The organism is Halogeometricum sp. S1BR25-6, from assembly GCF_031624495.1.
In the GTDB taxonomy this organism is placed as follows: Archaea; Halobacteriota; Halobacteria; order Halobacteriales; family Haloferacaceae; genus Halogeometricum; species Halogeometricum salsisoli.
In genome coordinates, this window is the sequence record NZ_JAMQOP010000006.1 from 80,636 (window position 1) to 99,838 (window position 19,203).

General features: G+C 61.1%; 18 protein-coding genes. All 18 read left to right on the plus strand.

All coding sequences use genetic code 11. The annotated features are described in order from the left end of the window. Positions 1 to 8 precede the first annotated feature (8 nt). The 18 genes from NDI76_RS21320 to NDI76_RS21405 all read left to right on the plus strand — a co-directional run bounded on the left by NDI76_RS21320 (position 9) and on the right by NDI76_RS21405 (position 19,053). On the plus strand, positions 9 to 257 hold the full coding sequence (locus tag NDI76_RS21320; protein ID WP_049983715.1) for a hypothetical protein: 249 nt from the start codon (positions 9 to 11) through the stop codon (positions 255 to 257). Positions 258 to 263: 6 nt separating this feature from the next. Next, the gene (locus NDI76_RS21325; protein WP_310926171.1) at positions 264 to 686 is read left to right on the plus strand and encodes a DUF7985 family protein; all 423 of its coding nucleotides are present in this window, start codon (positions 264 to 266) and stop codon (positions 684 to 686) included. Positions 687 to 714: 28 nt separating this feature from the next. After that, positions 715 to 2,451, plus strand: coding sequence for a DUF8186 domain-containing protein (locus NDI76_RS21330; protein WP_310926173.1), 1,737 nt, complete (start codon positions 715 to 717; stop codon positions 2,449 to 2,451). A gap of 3 nt (positions 2,452 to 2,454) precedes the next feature. Beyond that, the gene (locus NDI76_RS21335; RefSeq protein WP_310926174.1) at positions 2,455 to 3,291 is read left to right on the plus strand and encodes a hypothetical protein; all 837 of its coding nucleotides are present in this window, start codon (positions 2,455 to 2,457) and stop codon (positions 3,289 to 3,291) included. A gap of 2 nt (positions 3,292 to 3,293) precedes the next feature. Then, positions 3,294 to 4,409 carry a TrbL/VirB6 family protein gene (locus tag NDI76_RS21340; RefSeq protein WP_310926175.1) on the plus strand — a complete coding sequence of 372 codons (1,116 nt, stop codon included), beginning with the start codon at positions 3,294 to 3,296 and terminating at the stop codon, positions 4,407 to 4,409. A 2-nt stretch (positions 4,410 to 4,411) separates the two neighbouring features. Further along, a complete protein-coding gene (locus NDI76_RS21345) occupies positions 4,412 to 5,533 on the plus strand; it encodes a TraC-like domain-containing protein (RefSeq protein WP_233340843.1) in 1,122 nt (373 codons plus the stop codon). Next, on the plus strand, positions 5,526 to 7,733 hold the full coding sequence (locus tag NDI76_RS21350; RefSeq protein ID WP_233340845.1) for a VirB4 family type IV secretion system protein: 2,208 nt from the start codon (positions 5,526 to 5,528) through the stop codon (positions 7,731 to 7,733). The genes NDI76_RS21345 and NDI76_RS21350 overlap by 8 nt, the downstream gene beginning before the upstream one ends. Further along, entirely contained in the window at positions 7,699 to 12,045 is a 4,347-nt protein-coding gene (locus NDI76_RS21355) for a primase-like DNA-binding domain-containing protein (protein ID WP_310926176.1), read from the plus strand. The genes NDI76_RS21350 and NDI76_RS21355 overlap by 35 nt, the downstream gene beginning before the upstream one ends. A 351-nt stretch (positions 12,046 to 12,396) precedes the next feature. Further along, a complete protein-coding gene (locus tag NDI76_RS21360) occupies positions 12,397 to 13,656 on the plus strand; it encodes a phage NrS-1 polymerase family protein (protein WP_310926247.1) in 1,260 nt (419 codons plus the stop codon). Between the two features lie 212 nt (positions 13,657 to 13,868). Beyond that, a complete protein-coding gene (locus tag NDI76_RS21365; protein ID WP_310926177.1) occupies positions 13,869 to 14,402 on the plus strand; it encodes a DUF7342 family protein in 534 nt (177 codons plus the stop codon). Positions 14,403 to 14,410: 8 nt separating this feature from the next. Next, positions 14,411 to 14,845, plus strand: a complete 435-nt coding sequence (locus NDI76_RS21370; RefSeq protein ID WP_119712823.1) for a toxin-antitoxin system TumE family protein — start codon at positions 14,411 to 14,413, stop codon at positions 14,843 to 14,845. Positions 14,846 to 14,972: 127 nt separating this feature from the next. Then, on the plus strand, positions 14,973 to 15,461 hold the full coding sequence (locus NDI76_RS21375) for a hypothetical protein (RefSeq protein WP_233547717.1): 489 nt from the start codon (positions 14,973 to 14,975) through the stop codon (positions 15,459 to 15,461). 195 nt (positions 15,462 to 15,656) lie between these two features. Further along, the gene (locus NDI76_RS21380) at positions 15,657 to 15,947 is read left to right on the plus strand and encodes a DUF8069 family protein (protein WP_119712824.1); all 291 of its coding nucleotides are present in this window, start codon (positions 15,657 to 15,659) and stop codon (positions 15,945 to 15,947) included. Beyond that, positions 15,947 to 16,273, plus strand: a complete 327-nt coding sequence (locus NDI76_RS21385) for a DUF7558 family protein (protein WP_119712825.1) — start codon at positions 15,947 to 15,949, stop codon at positions 16,271 to 16,273. Before NDI76_RS21380 ends, NDI76_RS21385 begins: the two co-directional genes overlap by 1 nt. A 71-nt stretch (positions 16,274 to 16,344) precedes the next feature. Next, positions 16,345 to 16,647, plus strand: a complete 303-nt coding sequence (locus NDI76_RS21390; protein WP_119712826.1) for a hypothetical protein — start codon at positions 16,345 to 16,347, stop codon at positions 16,645 to 16,647. Then, a complete protein-coding gene (locus NDI76_RS21395) occupies positions 16,648 to 17,160 on the plus strand; it encodes a PIN domain-containing protein (RefSeq protein WP_079235407.1) in 513 nt (170 codons plus the stop codon). A 31-nt stretch (positions 17,161 to 17,191) separates the two neighbouring features. Further along, positions 17,192 to 17,521: a DUF8158 family protein gene (locus NDI76_RS21400; protein ID WP_119712827.1), complete on the plus strand. Its 330-nt coding sequence runs from the start codon at positions 17,192 to 17,194 to the stop codon at positions 17,519 to 17,521. Positions 17,522 to 18,186: 665 nt separating this feature from the next. Next, positions 18,187 to 19,053 (plus strand): DNA-binding protein, encoded by an 867-nt coding sequence (locus NDI76_RS21405; RefSeq protein WP_119712828.1) that lies wholly within the window; start codon positions 18,187 to 18,189, stop codon positions 19,051 to 19,053. The last annotated feature ends 150 nt before the right edge of the window (positions 19,054 to 19,203 follow it).

Here is a 19,203-nt window from a genome sequence, read left to right on the forward strand (position 1 = left end):
CCGCACACATGATTACACGGTCAGTCACCATCGAAGACATCGATGAGCTGTACCTGATGTGGAACGACCACATCAACGCCTCGGCCCTCTATCGCCGCGCCCTCCGCGAAGAGATGGCGGTTCGGGATGTCGATCCCGACGAGCTTCGAGACCTTTTCGAACGGGCCCGCGAACAGGGCTACAGCAAAGACGAAATCGTCGCCGAGACCAATCGATACGCCGATCTCAAGACACTCGTCGACGACGCAGAGGAGTAACCCACTATGTCACAGGACACCACTCCCTCCGAAACGACTCCGAATCGCGCCGAAAGCCAGTCGACGGCGGCAAGTAGGCTCCCCAAGCAGGCGGCACTCGTCATCGTCTTCCTGAGCCTGTTCGCTGTGGAACCCGCCGCTGCACAGACGAACGCCGTCTGCAGTGCGGACAACCTCCCGGGTATGATCGAAGGCTTCTTCCAGCTCACCACGGCGCTGGGGATTGTCGGCCTCGCGGTCGTGTGGCAGGCCGATTCCCTTATCGAGATGTTCACGATCACGCCCGACCAGAAGAAGGGCCTCAAGCGCCACAAGCGCTCCGCGATGAAGTCTGCGGTCGTCCTTGTCGCCCTCGGGCCACTCTACACCGTCGCCGGATCGATGATGAACCTCCCGCTGGCGCGGTGCGTCGACCTCGCCCCCTGGTAGGCGACTACCGCCCCCGTCGCGAGCCCCCATGAAACAACGAGAGCTCTCCGTGCTAATGGCCGCCCTGTTCGTGACGAGTTTAGTCACGGGTCTCGTCACTGCAAGCCCGCCACGGCCAGGCACGGAGGGAAATGGGCTCACTGAGAATGAATCAGCGACGCTGTGGTCTCGCGACGCGGACAACTACATCAGCCAGGAGGAGTACCAGCAGCGATACGGCGAGAGCCGGACCGCGATGCACCAACTCGCAAACGGGACGGACATCACGTTCAAGCGCCCGCCGGAGACAGCTGCAACGTGGACGCGAAACGATTTCGCTGATCTCGAACCCGGTGGGTCGGATACGTCCGTGCATCCGCGCCACGCGTCGCTCGAAGACGGGGTGTTCATCGAGGACGCCCACGCCACGGTGTTCGCAGTGCAGCCGTCGACGCGAGGTCACTTGGAGTCGGGTGAAACCCCGCTCTATATCGCGCCGAACGGCACGTTGCGGGGATTCGTTGACTATCGCGTTCGCGTCCCGAACGGAAGCTCTTCGGGGAACACGACGATCGAGTGGTCGCTCACGAGCAACGAGGTCGAGGAGGTTCGATTGCAGAAGGACGGCGAAACCATCGTCGAGAGCGACGGCTCGCACACGCCGGCCCTCGACTACCAGATCGAGGACGACTGGAGTGCAAACCTCACGCTCGAAGCCGAGATCAGCGTCCGGTTGAAGAAGACCACGCGAATCGACCGGGGTGACGAGACCGATGTCGAGGTCACGTATCGTACCGAGTCGCTCAACGTCTCGGACTCGATTGCCGTCGAGATCTACGACCTCTCGGCGTACCCCTACTACGCCGAGTATCCCAATGGTGACGCTGGTGTGGCTATCTTCCAGTCCAGACCGTGGCAGGGGTACACGCTCACGGAGAATGGAAGCGCACGAGTGCGTGGCGTCTGGCGGTTCTACACCGCTCGGAACACCAACTGGGATACACTCGTCAGGTCGAACCGGACCGACAGCGCCACCGTCGAGTCTGACGCGATTCCTGTGTACGTCCACGCGTACCCTTCGCGGATCGGCCCGAGGGCTGAACCAGTTCGCGATGGCCCAGAGATCATCGACATCTGGGGCACTGACCGACCGTCTCCGGTCGGCACGGTCGGCGAGAACATCAACATCGACATCGTCAACCAGTCGTACACGACGACGTACGGCGTCGCTGTTCGCGCCGAGAGCGTCGACCGCGACGCGCTCCAGGTAGCGGGGATCGTACGGGGCGTGAACGCCTCGATTGTGGCACCTGACGCTGGCTCTGAGCGGCAGCTCCGGCGCAGTAATCTGACTGTTGAGGTGCTCCAGCAGAACGAAAGTCAGGCCACACTCCGCATCGAACTCCGGGACAACGAGACCGGCGCACCAATCGTACTCAGCGATCCCGACCGACGATATCCAATCGGTGGGAACACTCGCAACGGGTACATCACCGTCGCGGAGCAACGCGTCGAGACCAACGCCTCCGGGGTGGCGATCGTGACGATCGACGAGCCGGGTATCTACACGGCTCGGTACCATCCGGGTTCGTGGCTCGGGCACGACCCCGCGTATGTGAGTGCGACGGCAACAGCTCGGTGGCATCCGCTCGGCACCATCGACGGTTGGTTCGCGTTCATTTTCGAGGTTGGCTGGCAGCTCATCCCGTTTCTTGTGATGTTCTACGCTGGCAAGCGGCTCCTCCGAATGCTCGGTCCAGAAGACATCTTCCAACGGAACCCATAGTCCATGACTAGAAACCACCCACACATCAGTCGGCGAACCGCCCTCCGAACAGTCGCAGGTGCTGCCCTCATAAGCGTCGCTGGCTGTCTGAACGACAATGGCGGTTCTGGGACGCCTGGTGACGGAACGACCTCTCCAGATGGCAAAGGCCCACTCACGCGTATTACTGTTGAGGGGACAACACTCGTCGTCGAACTCTCCGAAGAGGCCGACGTCGACCAAGTCAACCTCATCCAGCCGAACGGCGAGTTATTCGGAAAGCGTGACGTAGCCGCAGGTGCTCAGCAGGTCTCATTCGAGATTGGCACCGCGTATGCGCCTGGTGAGTACCGCGTACTCGCGTTGAAAGGCGAGGAGACAGTAGTTGAGACCACGACTGAACTCCGTCCAGAGATTCAGATACAGGATGTCGGACTCTATCGGAATAATCCAGATAAGCCGTGGGACGAAGTCTATGGTGAGTCCGAGACAGACCGGATCAAGAATGGCGAGGCATTCGTCACGGTTGAGAACACAGGGAGTGGTCCGGAAGCGATAACTGAATTAATCTTCTCCGGGGACGTTCCCAATCCAATTGAGAACCCCAGAGGCAGTGGAATGCACGAAACCGACCGGGTAGTAGTCTCCCCTGGCGAGACGGCCGACCTGTTCAGTAATTCGTTCCCGTTCGGTTCTGAGAGTGAGGACGGAATGGGGTGTTCCCCAGATGGTAATAGCGGGCAGTTCACGGTTATCGTCGAGACTCAAGTCAGTGGCAATCGGGTCACGAGTACCTACGATGTCCAATATTCCGGGTCTGACGAGATGACTGACTGTGAGGTCACGATCACGGAGACATAGCGATGGTCGATCTCATTGACGTCGTTCTTGAGGGTATCAAAGGCGTCGTTGATTGGTTCATCGGGCTGTTCATGGACGGTCTCAGGTCGGGGTATGAAACTCTGACTGAGGGAATGTTCGGAACCCCGACCCCAGAGACGAACGGAGCATTTGTCTTCGGTGAACCAACCAACGCACCCTGGCCAGCGATTCACGATGCTCTCATCGGCGGCGAAATCATGCTAGTTGCCCTCTTGCTCCTCGTGATGAGCGTTCAGGGCCGTCACACGGTTCGGATCTTCAATATTGGAAGTACCTACGAAGCCCGAAAAACGAAGAAGACGGCCTGGGTCGGTGCTTTTCTAATCATTACGTGGTATTGGGTTGGAACTCTCGCACTCTACCTCGTCGACGGGTTCACCATTGCACTAATGCCGGAGCTTTCCTCCGTAGCCTCGGCAATGCTTCAGTTCTTGGGCGCAGCCATCACAAACCCCGGACTGGGGCTATTGTTCGCCGTGATTGGTGGAATCTCGATGTGGGCGCTGGAGGCGCTGTTCTACATCCGGATGATTCTGCTCTATGTCTACCTGTACGGAATGCCGATTGCATTTGCACTGGCCTACGGAAATATTCCGGTCGTATCCGATATCGCGATGGGGTTCTGCAAACGGTTTGTCCCGTTGGCTGTCCTCCCGCTTCCCGCAGCGATGGTCCTCAAGGGGTACGACTTGATCTACTCCGGTGGGACGCTCACACCGGGAACAGCGTTCCTCAAATATCTCGTCGCGGCGTCCCTCCCACTGGTCGCCCTCTACATCACGTGGAAGACGTTCAAATACGCGACTCCGCTGACGGCCAAAGTCGTCGGCGGTGCGACGAAAGGCGCAGCACTCGTCGGCGGTGTCGCCGCCGGTGGGTACCTTGCTGGCTCCGGCGTCGCGACGACCGCCGCTCGGTGGGGGCCGAAAGCCGCCGCTGGCCACGCCGTCGCGCAAAAAGCGGCTGCCCGCGGTGGACATGGAGGAGACGATGGCGGGACGCCGTCGTACCGTCGAACAGAGAATGACCCAGGTGGAGCGACAGCGGAATCGGCGAGTGACGACAGCGGGATGGAGTTTGACCGAGGGATTCACTAACTATGTCAGCAGATCAAGACGCGGCCGCACGGCGCATCATGGATCAGTTCGGCGAGGAGAGTCGCATCCCGTATCTCAATATCGAGGAAGGGGACGTCGGTATGCTCATCGCCTTCCCCATTATTGGGCTGTTTATCGCGGGGCTCACCGGGATCGAATCACTGGCCCTCCCGTTCGTTGCTGGCGGGCTTGGCTTTGGCGTTGCCGTCATCTACGTCTCACCAACCCACCTGAACGCCTGGACGTGGACCAAAGACGTCTATCGGTACCTCAAACGGCCTCAGGTCACGTTCAGTGCGCCCGCCGACGCCGACACGAGTACCAACGAGTCAGAGCGCAACGAGGGCGGACTCGCGAACTACACGCCATTCAAGCCCGACGAGCGAACGCAAGACCTCACGAACATCAAGCGAGCGTGGCCGGGCGCTGGTGCCATCCAGCGTGAAGACGGCTCGATGGAGGCGTTCATCGAGATCGATCCGGCCAACATGGACTTCGCGATGTCCGACGACTGGGCGCAGCTCCAGGACGCTGGCGAGGAGTTCGCCAACAAAGAGCTGGACTCGAAGCTCAAACTCCACGCCACAACCCGTTCATTTCCGGTGGAGCAGATCACCGAGACCATCGAGGAGCGCCTCACTGACGAAGACGTCACGGAGAACCCGATCTTCCGGGAACTCCTCGAAGAATATCGGGAAACACGGCCGAAGGAGATGCGTGACCGGGGCATTCAGCAGGTCCGGTACTACATCGGCGTTGAGGTCAGCCCGATAGAAGTATACGACCGCTTCCGCGACGAGGGCACCCCCGCCGAGAAGCTGACCCAGTTCCCCGTCATCGGGTTCCTGTTCAACCCGTTCGTCACCCGCCGCGAGGACCTCACCGACGTCGAAAGACGTGCGCAGATGTTCGAGAAGCTCGACAGTCGCGTGAACGACGTGCGATCCGAGTTCATCCAGCAAGCGTCGGGGTGGTCCGCACGCCGCCTCAGCACGGTCGAGCTGTTCGTCCTGAATATGGACTTCTGGAACGGCCGCGAACACGACTACGACGAGGCGGAGCGTGTGGTTCGCAACCAATCGATCATCAGCCACTCGCGCCGGGAGGATCCACACGATGCGTAACATGATCCTCCAGACCGGTGGTGGCGCGCTTGGCTCCGTCGCCGGGTGGCTCCAGAACCTGACACCAGCAGAGAGTGCAGTACTAGCCCTTGCAGTGGGTCTCGGCCTTGGCGTCGGCAGTAAGTACCTCTGGGACCGCTTCACTGCGGATGATGAACCAGACATGGACTTCACCGATGTCCTCGACGAGGAGACACTCGAAGAAGGCGAGGCCGAACGCAAGCTCCTCGACGACATCTCCGAGTCGCACAAGACCGTCACCGCGCCCGGAGCTGTCGAGTGGGAAACGCGAGCCGCACGGGTCGGCGAGCAGTGGACGACGACACTTTACATCGCTAACTATGCCGACTATCCCAACGACGGGTATCTGAGCGACCTCTTCGAGATGACCGACGTGCAGTTCGACCTGACGGCCCACATCACGCCGAAGAACCAGGAGCGGGCCCGGAACGAACTGCAAGACATCGCTGACGACCTCCAGGTCGATGCTGACCTCGAACAGAGTATCCGGAGCGCGTATCTCCAAGAGCGCGCCAACGAGGCCGCAGCGACGTACAAGGCCGTCGAGAACGGCGCGAACGTCTTCGACCAAGGGATGTTCATCACCGTGCGGGCCGACGAGAAAGACGAGCTCAGAGATGCCGTCCAGACGGTCAAGAGCGCGCTCCGCGACGACCCGGCGAACCTCACACCGAAGACCGCAATCTGTCGGCAGGATCTCGCCCTCCAGTCCGCCGCACCCATCGGTGACAACGAGTTCGGCCGGACGTCGATAGCCCTCGGCGGCGCCGTCGGCGCCTTGCTGTCCTCGCCGCACAACGCGACGATTCTCGAGGAAGGCGGGGTAGAGTTCGGGATTCACAAGGACAACCAGAGCCCCGTGGTCATCGACCCGTTCGCCCGGGACAACGGGTACGCGATGTTCACCGTGGGCGATACCGGCTCGGGGAAGTCGTTCAGTTCGAAGCAGAACTTTATCCGCTCCATCGAGCAGAGCAAGGACCGTATCGGCATCATCCTCGAGCCGTTGAACAACTGGGCGGGGGTCTCAGAGGCGCTCGACGCCAAGCGAATCACCGTCGGCGGGACGCTCGGGCTGAACCCCTTGGAGATCCGCGAGACGCCCGAACACGTCCAGCGGGCGATGGGCGAGGACGCGAGCCCGTTCAACGAGAAGCTCGACGACGCGATGAGTTTCCTCACGAACTTCTTCGCGCTCCGCGGCATCTCGTTGGGCGACCGACGGACGACGCTCGAACTCGGGCTCAAGCGTGCCTACAAGCGTCAGGGCATCACCGACGACATCTCGACGCACGACAATCCGAGTCCGACCATCCGTGATATGATGGACGTGTTCGAGGATATGGTCGACGACCCCGAGGAGTTCGTCGTCCGGTCCGACGAAGAGGCAGGGAAGATCAAGGAGGATGCGACGTGGCTCCTCGACCAGCTCCGCCCCTTCGAGGACGACGGTCGCCACGCCAACCTCGGCCAGGAATCCGACTTCGACATCCGGGACGAGAAGGTCATCTATCTCGACCTCGCCCAGCAGGAGGGGAGCGTCGACAGCAGTACGGCGCTAACCATGCAGCTGCTCATCTCGCTTGTCTACGAGCGAGCGAAGGTCTCGGAGAAGGAAGTCGTGTTCTACATCGACGAGGCGCGCTACATCATGCAGGACGCCGCGAGCCTAGCGTTCCTCGAGACGGTGTTCCGCCACCACCGTCACCACGACCTCTCGATCAGGCTGGTCACGCAGACCGTCGACGAGTTCTTTGAGCACGCCGAATCCGAGGCGATCCTGGATCAGTGTGCGGTCAAGCAGTTCCACCGCCTCGACGGGATGGACGAGGAGTGGGCCGACGAGTTCGGATTGAACTACGCGCAGATGCGGTTCGTCCAGGACGCCGTGCCGGGCAACGAGGACGCCGGCTTCTCCGAGGCGCTAGTGGGCGTCGACGGCGAGTGGCGTGGGATCCAGGTCAAAGCGATGCCCAAGGAGAAGCAGGTCATCGACTTCGAGCCAACCGAGCAACGGCGAGACTCACTCCCTGGGACTGGTGAGAATGCTGTGGACGCGGAGGTGCAGGCGTTCCAAGACGATATTGAAAGCCGAGCGACCGACAACGGACAACACACACCTGAGCGGACGCCAACAGAGACTGATGGCGGTGAAACGGGAGGTGACGACGATGCGTGAGTACCTTCGCGTGACGCCAACCTCCGAACGGCTGAATCCGGAGCGTCTACCGCAGGCACTGGAAAGTCTTCACAAACTGACCTCAACGGACTCGGCGGGGCTAGCTGACAAACTCAATCCGCTACATAGCGACACACCGCTACGCTTCGAATTCCTCGCGCTGAGCGAGGGGGCGGATGACCCCGTCGAATTCTACTACGGTGCCGACGACCATCTGGATACCCTTGAGAAACGGCTCCGGTCGGTCTATCCCGAGACGTTCGACATCGAGCGTACCGAGGTCGACATCGCATCCCGACTCGTACAGCCTGTCGAATTCGACCGCGAGACATTCGTCGAGCACTATGAGGCGGGCGACCTCCAGTACGAATTCGACCCTGACGAGCAATACGAACGTGGCACTGACGACAACAAACAATCGGGGCCAGGGGACGCCGAATCAGTCGCGGATGGAGGAACGGTCGGTGACCAGTCTGCCGACCACATCATCGAGATCGGCGATACTGCCCTCGAACTCGCCCCACCAGATGCGATTCCCGAGGATGAGCCACTCACGACGCTTGCCAAACCAACGGTAACATCGGAGGGGACGATACTCGCGCGGCCAGCGACCGAATCCGTCTCCCCACTCGGCGTGCGGTGGCAAGGGTCGGCAACTCGGAAGCAAGACTGGATGACCTCACTCTCGCCATTTACTGCCGACGACGAAGCAGAACTCCCAGCCGTCGATCAACCAGGGGGTGCGCTCGCGTCGCTCGTCGATCACCTAATGGAGGCGACAGCACCAGTAGCGTTCCAGGTCGTCTTCCAGCGACGCGAGAGCTGGCAGTCCGATGCCGACCTTCGCAAGGAGGACGTCATCGACGGACGGGACACACTCGCACAGGAGATTATTGGCTCCCTCTTCGAACTCGACGATCAGTCGGAGAGCCGGGACAGAAACCAGCTGAGCGACGCGGTTGCAAAACGTGTCGCAGCAATCGAGGCGAAAAATCCGAAGCGCTCGTTCACCGCGAACATCCGAGCAATCGGGATTCCATCCGGTGGTGACGGTCGCGATGATCTCGATGAGCGAATGCAATCACTGGTCCCAGTATTCGACCCGCTTGACGGGCCGTACTACCAAGTTGCGGCCGAACGAATACGTGACAGCGGCTTGCGGGCAGCCACAAAAGAACGGAACGCACGAGCGGCGCTGCAGCGGCTCTTGGATCGTGAGATCACGACCGGTCGTCGGACGACCCGACCGGAGTTCGTCCTGAGTGGTCGAGAACTCGCGCACTTCGTACTCGTCCCCTCCTCGGAGCAGCTTACTGTCGAGGGGGCACGTGGGACGCGTGCGGAACAGCAGAGTCGGAATCCGTTGCCCCGTCCGCACCAGGACCTTATGGGTGAGTTCCGAGACGGGATGGCAATCGGGTATGCCCTCGACGACACCGGCGAGGCCGAAGACGTGCCGACACACATTCCATCCGGACTGTTGCCCACACATTACGGCCGGTTCGGAACAACCGGCTCTGGGAAATCGAAAGCCCTCATCAACGATATGCTGTCGCTGTACGACAACACCGAGGGTCCGACGATCCTCATCATCCCGAAGAACGACGATATGGCCCAGAATTATATGCGGGCTCACGCACGTCGGTTCGGAATGACCGACCTCGAAGAAAACGTCGTCCACTTCCCAATCCCGGACGTGCTCCCCGGGTTCTCGTTTTTCGATCTCGAACCGTCGATGGAGAGCGGACGGCGCCGCGAAGATGCCGTCCAACGGAAGGCCGACCACTACGAAGAGATTTTGAAGCTCGTGATGGGAACCGACCGCTACGAGCGGGCGACTGTGGCCCCGACTCTCATCAAGACGCTCATCAAGGCACTGTTCGACGAGGAATACGGGCGTGAAAACGGGCTGTACCGAGCGTCGACAGACTACTTCGCCCACCGACAGCTCGAACACGTCGTCGACCAGCTCTGGGAGGCCGGGCCACCGAACGAGAACATCGGCGACGCCCCACGGTCGAGCGACGAGGAAGTCACGCGGACGATTCGACGGCAGCTCCAGTTAGATCCAAACACCTTCGCGAACGTGATGGGTGGTGTCGGAAACCGCCTTGCGTACATTTCACAGGATACACACCTACGACAGATCTTCAACAATACCGAGAACCAGTTCGACTTTCGGGATGTCCTCGACGAGGATACAGTCATCCTCTTCGACCTCGGAGACCTCCGCGACGACGCTGCCCGGATCATGACCGGTGTGATCCTGACCAATCTCGATGCAGCTCTCAAGGACCGCAAACAGGCACTCTCCCAGCACTCGGACGACTACGTCGTGAACTTGCTCGTCGACGAGGCAGCATCGGTTGTGGTCTCCGACATCATGAACGATCTCCTCGAGAAAGGCCGGGGATTCCGGCTCTCTGTTGGCCTGTCGATGCAGTTCCCCGAACAGATGGAGGCTGAAGGTGGGCGGAAGATCTACCTGAACGCCCTGAACAACATCGGCAGTTCACTCATCGGGAAAATCAACGTCGACCGGGAACTGGCGCGAGCGATGGCCCACGAAGAGATGGACCCCGCGGATTTCGCCAATCGGATTCGTTCGTTGCCACGAGGGGAGTGGATCGCCAGTCTGCCAAGCCCGACGTTCGGTGAAACGGGGCCGTATCCGTTCAGTCTCGAACCACTCCCGATTCCACCGGGCCACCCCGAGAGTGAATCGCCTCTCACAGCGCGTGAAGAGGAGCAGTTCACTGAGACGCTCTCCTCAATGCACGAGAACATCAGCGACGAACACGGTGTGCCAGCTGAGCCAGACACCTCAACAACGAGCACACCTGCCGACGGACACGAAGTGCTCGATATCGCGAGCGACGACCTGGACGTCGCGATTGCGAACGTGGTTCGGAGTCTCCAGCTTCGAGAGGGCTGCCGTGAAGAGAACGGCTGGGTGGCTGTCGAAGCAGTTGACGACGAACTCAGACGACTCTTTGACGACGTCGAAGCCGAGCCGCCATCGTATGATGCACTCGCGGACATCCGAGAACGATCACGATACCTCGATACGACCGTCGATATCGACGCTGACGAGCTCCGCATCCGGCTCACTGACGCCGGAGAAGAGGTCGCGACACCCGATACTGGTAGCGTGCAGGCCGCAGGTGGAAGTGCTCACGACGCAGCACTCCGCCAGATCGAAGAAGAGCTTACCGCACTCGGCTTCACTGTCTCGATCCTCGCACAGGATGGCAGCGAGAAACCTGACGCGAGGGCGAGCCACCCCGACGTTGACGACCAATTCGCCATCGAAGTCGAAACGACGACACCCGAGAATCCCGCAAAGGTACTCACGAATCTCCGGAAAGCCCAAGCAGCGGGGGATATCCCGCTGTTTGTCGTTCGACCTGGACACGACGAAACTGAGTGGGCCGAGCGTGTCGACGGCATTCTCACACCACCCGTTCGCACCCTCCAGAACAGTGAGACGCGGTTCTACACGACCGACTCGAATCTCACGTTCAACGGCGGAGCGACCGAAGAAGGCGGGGTGACGGCCGTGCGACCGGCGAACGGCGACGAGAATGGGACCCAGAATATCTGGCAGCGTGATGGCGACGAGATCGTCCTTCGTGATACCAGCGGGACGGAACACATCCGTCTCCCATCGCTTGGAAAACTCTCGAAAGATCGTGTTCCAGCCATCTACAGCTACGACCACGCTGCCGACGAGTACGTCGTTTATGAGCATGGTGAGCAACACATCTACGAGACGAAACCGGCGTTCGAGGACGACTGGGTGCGTGTCAAGAAGCCATTCGTCCCCGAAGCCGAACTCCCTGTACCAGATTACACACGTTCGACGTACGGCATCGTTATCCTTCACGATGAGGCGAAATCGGTCGTGTATGAAGACGGTGAGAAGCGGCCACTCTCGGCAATCACTGACGGGGCACTCCGTCCCGCATCGCCCGAATCAGCGGCCGCTGACGAACCACCCAGTCAGACCGACCAGGCAGATGAGACAGTCGAAAAAGAGCAGAAGGACCCATCGCCGCCGTCGTTCGAATCGTTCGTCGATGAATATCTCGTCGAAGACGAGGATGAAGCCGTGCCGAAAGATGACGTATTCGATCTCTACACCGACTGGGCAGAGGCACACGACATCGACGATCCGCTGAATAAGAGCTGGTTCACACGGAAGCTCAACACCCACATCGAGGTAGACTCCACGAAGAAGCGAATCGACGGGGAACCCGTCCCGCATTACACTGGTGTCCGCATCCGGTCTGAAGAAGACTTTCAGCCATGAAATGGACGTACACGATCCAATTCCCGATATCATCGGGACTTCTTGAAACCTGTTCCACCCAAGCTGAATCATGACCTCATCCAATCAAACTCGAAGGTCGCAAATCACTCGACGGCGGTATGTTCCACCCAAATCCTCAATGGGTGGAACACCAACGAACTTGGCGGAATGGGTGGAACACGCTCACGTCCAGCGGTTTGCAACCAGCCATAGTGAGTGTTCCACCCAACAACCAACTAGAATAGAACGGGGGGTCCCCGTTGGGACCAAGGGATTGGATCGCGACGTACAGCAGAGAGCGTTCTGTGCTGGCTCAGAGCCAGTGAGAGCCATGCGAGGTGCTACGTGAGGATGAGTGAGCCTATGATCGACGAGCCGGAGGCGATTCCGGAGACGTTACGCGAACGCGACCAGTGGGTGTGCTGGCGCGAGGAGGAGCGAGACGGCAAACCGACGAAGATTCCGGTGACGCCAGGGGCTGGGGGGTTCGCGTCAGCAACAGAGTCGGAGACCTGGGCGAGTTTCGAGGCAGCACTCGACTACAGCGAGACAGAGCACGCCGATGGTATTGGGTTCGTGTTTACTGACGACGACTCCATCGTCGGCATCGATCTGGACGACTGCCGCGATCCCGAGACAGACGACGTCGACGACGCGGCGCTGGACATCATTGAGCGATTCGACTCCTACACCGAGGTGTCACCGTCCGGTACCGGCTATCACGTCCTGATCACTGGCGCACTCCCCGAGGGGCGGAACCGGCGCGGGAGCGTCGAATTGTACGACACGGCACGCTTTTTCACCGTCACTGGCGACCACGTCGAGTGGACACCAACGCGCGTTGCACGCCGGCAGGACGCGCTCACAGCGATTCACCGCGAGTACGTCCAGGACACAGAGCGTGACACAGCCTCCGAGTCCGAACAGCGTGATGGCACTGACGCCCGGTCACCGACGACCGACGCAGCCGACGTCGACGTCGACCTCGAAGACGAGGACCTCCTCGAAAAAGCGCGAAACGCATCGAACGGCGAGAAGTTCGAGCGGCTCTGGAACGGGAATACGGTCGGCTACGACAGTCAGTCCGAGGCCGACATGGCGCTGTGCTGTTTGCTGGCGTTCTGGACCGGTGGTGACCGGACCCAAATGGAGCAGCTGTTCCGCCAGTCGGGATTGATGCGGGAGAAGTGGGACGAGGTCCACTACGCTGACGGGTCGACGTACGGCGAGAAGACCATCGAGCGAGCGATTGCGACCACGTCGGAGTTCTACGACCCGGACGCCGGCGGCGATACCGAAGATTCTCACGGCCAACCTGACGGGGTCACTGCTGGTAGTACGCCAGACGACGCAGACCGGAGTCGTGCGTATCTGGCGGAGAAAAACCGCTTGTTGAGCGAGCGCGTCGACGAACTCGAGGCAACACTCGAACAGAAGACTGAGCGGATCGAGACCCTCGAAACAGAGATCGAGCGCCTCACCGACGACCGCGAAGCCCGTGAGCAGGAGACTGCGCAATCCCACGAGGAAGACTCCGGTACGGGGAACGAGACCGGTGATGACTCAGAGCCAGCCTCGCTGTTGCATCGATTCTTCGGTGGCCAATCTTAGTAGTGGCGCCGCTTCACCGCCATCCGAAAACCTCTCTCGAGCGTTCTGATTCTGCGAGCCGAGAAGATTAACCAACAGACTCGCTATATCGCGCTATTTGTTGGTTAACTACGCTCAATCTCGCCGCAAAATGGGGGCTATCGCAGGATACTGTTGTTCGGGAAACTATTCCTCGAAGTAAGAACTATATCCTTAGACCTGCAATTCTGAGTATGTCCGAGACAGACGCCGCCGATGGGCCACCTCCCTTTGAGGATGCGTTCGCCAGCGACGACGTCGAACAACGCATCTACGGCACCATCCTGCAGACCCGCGAGCCGACGACGGCAAGCGCGATCGCCGACAGCGCCGACTGTGACCCCAAGACCGCCCGGAAGTATCTGGGCTGGTTCGACGACCTCGGCATCGTCACCCGACACGATGGCCATCCAGCCACCTACGAGCGTAATGACGCGTACTTCGAGTGGCGACGCATCAACCAGCTCGCAGCCGACCATTCTGTCGAGGAACTCCAGGATCGCGTTCGTGAGCTGACAACGCGCATCACCGAGTATGAGGAGGCGTACGACGCCGCGTCACCGGCTGCCGTCGACGCCGTTACCGCCGCGGAAGCCAGCGACGAACGGACCATCGACGACGTGTACAGCGACCTCGGCGACTGGGCGACCGCCCGCGAAGAGCGAGACTGCTACGAACGGGCGCGCCAGCAACGCACGGGTAGCGAACGCGAACAGGCATCCGGGTAGCCCGCTCGATGGTGCCACCGACAGGCGATGGTGGGAGCCCGGCCCCCATCGATCGCCCAATCCTCGAGTTCCTTCAGACACGGCTCCAAGCGACGAGGCAGGTCTCCGAAGCGGTCATCACGGATGCAAGCGGCCATCTCGGGCTTCAGGTCGTCTTTGCCTCATCGTACTACCCAGCACCCGTCGACGACGCAACCCTGACTGTCCGCTGGTACACGAACGACGACTTCACAATCCACTATCGAGAGGTCCATTCGGAGCACACCTGGGAATGCCGATGGGATCAGCATCCGAACCCCCACAATACGCGCGACCACGTCCATCCCCCGCCCACCGCCCCGACACCCGGTGATGATGACTCCTGGCCGACCGATCATCGTGATGTCCTGCAACTGGTCCTCGACGAGGTCGAAGACCGGATTGCAGTACTGTGGGACGAATAGACGACTCCCCCGCAGTGGCGTTTATCGCGCCGACCAAGGGTGACGGCGCTCAGCCCGATAGGCACCACCACGAGAGCCGTCGTGGTGTCCAGTCTGGTGTCAGCTGAGTGCAGTCACAGGTGAATCCATGTCTACGTTCAGTAACTCCGAGACAGCGAGTGCATCGCCGTCAGAAAACCACACGAGGCCACCCCGAGAGACCGAGGACACAGATTCGCAGCCGTCGTGGCCAGACGATGCCAGCAGCGAGGATGGAACGCCAACGCTCAGGCTGAACCACTGTCCGGAATGCGGGGCTCGTCGCTTCGTCTCGAAACTCCTCGTGTACGAGGTCACAGGCTACGACGAGGGCGGCGAGCAAGAATTCCGCCGCCAGCACGTCCGGGCAGAGTTCGAATACACCTGCAGCGATTGCCAGACGACACTCCGGACGCTTCCCGCAGATCGCCGCGATTACTACGATGAAGTCGCAGTCCTCGAAACGGAACGACGGGCAGCCCTCCGTGATCAACTCCGCCAGCTGGGGAGGCGGGTTTGGCAGCGCCTTGCAGCGCGGACGACGTGGCTGGCACTCGGGCTCGTGACACTCGTGACCGGGCTCGTGATCGCACTCTAACAGACCGACAGGGACCGACAGCAAGGGGTGGCTCACAGTAGGTGTTGGAGTAGCGTCATGCTCCCTTCCAACCAGGAACGAGGCTAGCTGAAGGCAGATCGCTGACGTAGGACATCGTGCCCGCACCGCAGGTGTGTCTATCGGCGCCAGGAGGCGTGAGGCGCGCTCGAAGCGCGTGCAGAAGCGTGAGTTCCTATGCCTGGTCAAGATATCATCGACGACACGACAGACGACTACGAACGACTCGAAAACGAACTCGTTGCACAGGATCGGGATGCGTCCCGAGTCGCGACGGCGGACATCGATGAGGCGACTGCCCGCCGTCTCGTTGGCGACCTTGTCGAGGACGATGTGGTGACGCCGATCCCTGACCAACGCATTCTCGTCCACGAGCCCAGTAGCAAGCCCTTCGAGTCGATCACCCAGCTCGCTGTGTTCCATCGTGGCTGGCAGGCCGCCACCGACGCCGACCCGGAGGACAACTGATGCAACAGACGCTTTCTGGGTGTGCGTTCTGCGATTCACCGCCCGGTGCAGAGATGGGCGAGGCGCATACGTGGGGGAAAGACGAACGGGTGACGCACCCAATCTGTGTCGACTGCGCCACCCAGACGCGGTCGGATCCCGACGAGCGCGACCACCACGCCTGCGACGGGTGCGGACTGGTCGTCGACGCCCTCGCGGCACTTACCCGGTTCCGCGTCGAACTCGGCCATCTCGAGGGGCCGCTCCAACTGTGTGCTCGCTGTAGCCCTGGTGGGCTCGCGACGTACTGGACGCGTGACCTCGAGGAGCATCTCGTGGACGGGTGACGCTTGGCCGAGTGAGGCTCACATCGTACACACGAAAACGGCTAAGTGCGTTGGCTCACAATGTACACATCATGAGCACCGATAAGAAGCGCGTGCAGTTTCGGGCCCCCGATCGCCTCATCGACCGGGCCGACGCACTGGCCGCAGTCCTCGGGGAAGACCGAACAGACGTCCTCGTGACCGCGCTTCGGGAGTACCTCCAAGAAGCTACTCACGACGACGCACTCACCCAGGAGATCGCTGCCGCCTATTACGACGATGAGATCACCTTCGAGCAACTCAAAGCGCTCGTCGGCGCCGAGGAGGCGGCAAACCTCCGAGTGTTGAAACAGCAGTTGGACGAGGACTTCATCGACGAGGTCGCCGACGCTTAGATGTCGCGGCTTATCGCAGACGCCTCCGCCCTCGTGAGTCTCGGCATCGTTACTGACGACGATCCCGATCCACTCGCACTTTGTCTCTCCCGGTACGAGGTCGTCGTCCCAACGGCGGTCATCGATGAACTCCGAGAGATCGCCTCCTACGATGACGTCCATGGACACGCCGCGTCCGCCGTCCTCGACCAAACGGAGTCATTCACGACACAATCGGTGGACCTCGATGCCGAGTTCCCCCTCGATGACGGTGAAAACGCGGCGGTCACGCTCGCGAACGATCTCGATGCTGCGCTCTTCCTCTGTGACGAGTTCAACCAACTTGGCTTGATCCACGCCTCCCTCGCTGATACCAGGCTCGTCACAACACCGACACTGCTCTCGGTTCTCGTTCGAACTGAACACCTATCAGCTGCTGATGCGCGGCTGCTCCTCGATGCGATCAGTGACGCCCGTAGCTGGGGCGCGAACAGTTACGTGCAGCGAGCTCGCTCGTTGCTCGAGGAGCCCTGACACCATGGAGGATCCTTCGAAGTGATTTGGAATGTCCGATAACGACGCTCTCTACGACGTTCGTGAACGAACGAAGAACCCCGAGCACGCATCAGTTGACGACGTGGTCGAACTCATCCTCGAGCGCGCACAGCATCCCCGGACGGAGCACCGGGATGCACATCTCGACGAGATGATGGCGACTGTCGTCGACAGGTACGGGACCGGCCCCGTCCGAACTGTTATCCAACGTATCCTCGTCGACCACCACCCCTTTCGGACTGCCACGCATGACCTCGAGATGCGTAACGTCGACGGTGTTCGTATCGGGACAGCAGCCGGCCAGTTCCTTACAGAATTGAACGCGCAGCACGACGATTGAAATACAGTTTCTGAAAGCCCTCGGCCGCTCGGCATCCCGCGACCACCGCTGCGCTCCTCGTGCCTGTGGTGCTTGCGGGGTCGGGGGACGACCGAGACGGCCTCGCCCTTTCTGAGTCCGCCAGGACGGTAGATGCCTCACCGAGCGACGTAGCCGGCTGAACAGGTGTGTACGTAGCGGCCCGCCCCGCTCGCCGCTGCCGCCCTCCGCGTCGCTCGCGACCGACCATTCCGGGCGTGCGGGCGCTCTCCGCACCGCCCGCGCCCGTTCCGGGCTAAAATGGATGTGCCCTCGGCGCCAGCGGGTATCCCCGTCGGTTGCGCCCCTTGCGGGCTTTCGCGTTCCAGCGCTTTGTGCCGCCTGCGCTGTCGCGCGCCACACCGCGGCGCGCGTTCTCGGCGACAGTCGCCCTGGACACGGACCCGCACATCGGGCCGGACACGAGCGGGCATATCCCGCTGGCCGCTCGCTCCGGGCGGGTCGGCGCGCGGTGCTGGATGATCGTCCGCCTCGGGCGCGCTCTCGCTCGCGCCCACAGGGCGCTCGCGAAGGCGCGAGCGAGAGCGCGCAGACGAGTCTGTCGGTCGTTGTCGTCGAGGAAATCCGCGATGTAGGAGCATCGCGGTGTCGGGCGCGTGAGCGCCTTCAGGAACCAGTGAGTTCCAATGTCAAGTAAGAACGTCTCCAGTGAAGTAGTTTCGGTCGATGAACAGGCTTTCGAGAAACACGATGAAGCTGAGGTCGACGAGGATGGGTTCGAGGTCGTCGACGAGACCCCGGAGTTCCGAGCGACGGTCGACATGGAAGTACAGGCGAAAGTCGATTCCAACCACCCAGATGCGCGGGTCGAGGAGGGCCCGGATCACATGTTCGGGAAGACTCTCGAACAGGAGGAGCGTATCGAGGCCCGGGAAGCCGAGCTGGAGCACATCAGTGCCCAGGCGGAACTCAGTCAGCAGGAGGGACGCGCGAAGCGGACGCGGGAGGTCGTCGTCGAGCAGTGTGGCCGGGACGAGCCCGAACCGGTGGAGTGCACGGATCCCCGAGAGAAGCTGACGCAGGAGGAACTCGCGGCGGTGAACAAGCAGGCGATGCGGATCAGCGATGAAGTGCAGGGCGGCTGGTCGAGAGCGGTCGTCGCGAAGCAACTGGCCGAGAAGGTGCAGCGCGGAGAGGACGTGACGAAGGCGGTGCTGGAGACCCTTGAGGAGTTGAAGGCGGCGCCGGGGGCGATCGTGCCCATCGCGGACGTGCCGGACGTCCCGGTCGGTGAGGTGACAGTTCAAGGAACTGTGCAGACCCTTTGGGAACCGAGCAGTAGCGCGATTCAGCAAGTCGGGCTGATAGCGGATGACAGCGGGAAAATCAAGTTCACCTGCTGGGAACGGTCGAATCAAACCGTGGTGCGGGAAGGCCAGACAGTGCGGTTCCGGGCAGCAGCGAAAAACTGGTACGAAGGTCGGTGCTCAATCGCGCTGACTGGGTGGTCGGATATCCACTTCCCAGAGCGCGGTCGGTGGTGGGAAGCATAGCCAGTCGGAGCACTCTTCTTTTTTTGCTGTGTGCCGGACCGACCCAGACCCCGCCACCCCACCCTCCGCTCCGTGCTCGCTTCCTACGGTCGCTGCGCGCGCAGCCACGACCTTGCGGACTAATAGAGGAGATCATAGACAGTCCCTCCA